The organism is Herbaspirillum lusitanum P6-12 (assembly GCF_000256565.1).
Lineage (GTDB): Bacteria > Pseudomonadota > Gammaproteobacteria > Burkholderiales > Burkholderiaceae_D > Herbaspirillum > Herbaspirillum lusitanum.
Genome location: NZ_AJHH01000770.1, coordinates 1 through 1,570, shown reverse-complemented (window position 1 = coordinate 1,570; position 1,570 = coordinate 1). Strand labels below are relative to the sequence as shown.

At 64.0% G+C, this 1,570-nt stretch carries 2 protein-coding genes and 1 pseudogene; all 3 read right to left on the bottom strand.

From position 1 onward, the window contains the following. The coding region (locus HLUSI_RS31170) for an Hpt domain-containing protein (protein WP_193365594.1) at positions 1 to 581 on the bottom strand (581 nt) is incomplete at its 3' end. After that, positions 578 to 1,267, bottom strand: coding sequence for a chemotaxis protein CheW (locus HLUSI_RS0124840; RefSeq protein WP_016836507.1), 690 nt, complete (start codon positions 1,265 to 1,267; stop codon positions 578 to 580). The genes HLUSI_RS0124840 and HLUSI_RS31170, both read right to left, overlap by 4 nt. Then, positions 1,260 to 1,570 (bottom strand): annotated as a pseudogene (locus HLUSI_RS33180) (CheR family methyltransferase); the annotation flags it as partial. The pseudogene HLUSI_RS33180 and the gene HLUSI_RS0124840, both read right to left, overlap by 8 nt.

The following is a 1,570-nucleotide window of genomic DNA, read 5'->3' as shown; positions in this document are numbered from 1 at the left end:
GGCGCGCGCACTTCGTTGAGCGCGACTTGCGCGCCGCCGGCATGTGCGCCGTCGCGGGAGTCGGCTGGTGCGGTGGCCGCCGGTATGGCGATGTCGATCGCTGCCGTCTCGACCGGCGTGGTATCGACAAGCTCATCGGCCTGGTCTTCACTGTCGTCGGTCATCGCCGCACTGAGCGCCAGCATGAAAGCGTCGATCTCGGGCTTGCCTTCCTTGTCGCCCCAGGTTTCGTCGCCACCCGGCGCATTGGCGATGCGCACCAGCAAGTCGACGCCCTTGAACAAGGCGTCGATCTGCCTGCGCCGCAAGCTCAGCTTGCCCTGCTGCGCCAGTACGAAACAATCTTCCATGACGTGCGCGACGTTGACGCCGGCGTTGAGCGTGATGATGCGCGCCGCGCCCTTGAGCGAATGGGCTGCACGCATGCAAGCTTCCAGCGGCTCGGCCAATTGCCCGGGATCGATGTCCCCGGCATGGCGCTCGAGTTCGAGCAGGCCGGCATTGAGCACCTGCACCTGGCTTTCCACTTCGTGTCGGAACAACTCCAGCATGGTCATCTGCTGCAGATCGGGCGAACTCATGTCAGGCTCCGATTCAAGGCATAAAACAGCAAACTGCAGTCGAGTAGCCCGAGCTGCCGGTCGCGCCAGGAGATCAGTGATTGCGTGTAGGTCATGCCGGCATGCGCCATGGTCGAAGGCGGCGGCTGCACGGCATCGGCTGCATAGCCATAGACGCCGGCGACTTCATCGACCGGGAACACCAGCACCTGCTGTTCATGTTCCACCACCAGCAGGCGTTGTGCAGTTTTGACTGAAGCGACATCAGCCATGCCGAGCATGCGGGCAAGCGACACACAGATCTTCAGCGCGCCGCGGATATTGGTCAGCCCGAGCACCGCAGGATTGGCCTGGCCCGGCAAGCTGTGGACCGCGCGCGCCTCGATCACTTCGACTACGGCTGCGGTCGGAAACGACAGCCATTCGGCGCCGACGCGAAACGCCAGCATCGATGCCGTGGCATCGCCGCGACCGCGCGCGTGCGCCTCGCCTTCATCGGCCGGCGAAAACAAGCCGGCGCTCGCATCGTCGCCAAACACAGGCCGGTCGAGCAGCGCCGAAGCGGCCGATGCGAAGGTCGGGCAATTGAGACAGCGGAAATATTCTTTCAATTTGACGCAGCTGTTGTCGCCGCGTACCCCGATGCGATTCCAGCAATCGTCGACGGCGATTTCCACGACGACCGGCGAGGAGGCGAAATCAGACATGCGAGCGCTCCTCATCGGCCTGCTTCAGTGGCGTACTTACAGCACGTTCAGCACGTTCCTGCAAACGCCGCGCGCCAGCGTCGTCACCCTGCGCCGCCAACAAGGCGGCCAGGTGGAGCAAGGATTCGCGGTGATCGGGCTGCAGGTAGATTGCCTTCCGGTAGAGCTGCCGTGCGGCGACGGCGTCCTGCCTTGCATCGCTGATCAGGCCTTGTAAATGGTAAGCGTCGGCATTCGGGCCGACAGCATGCAACTGCTGCTTGCACAGCGCTTCGGCCTGCGCCAGTTCGCCGCGGTCGGCGC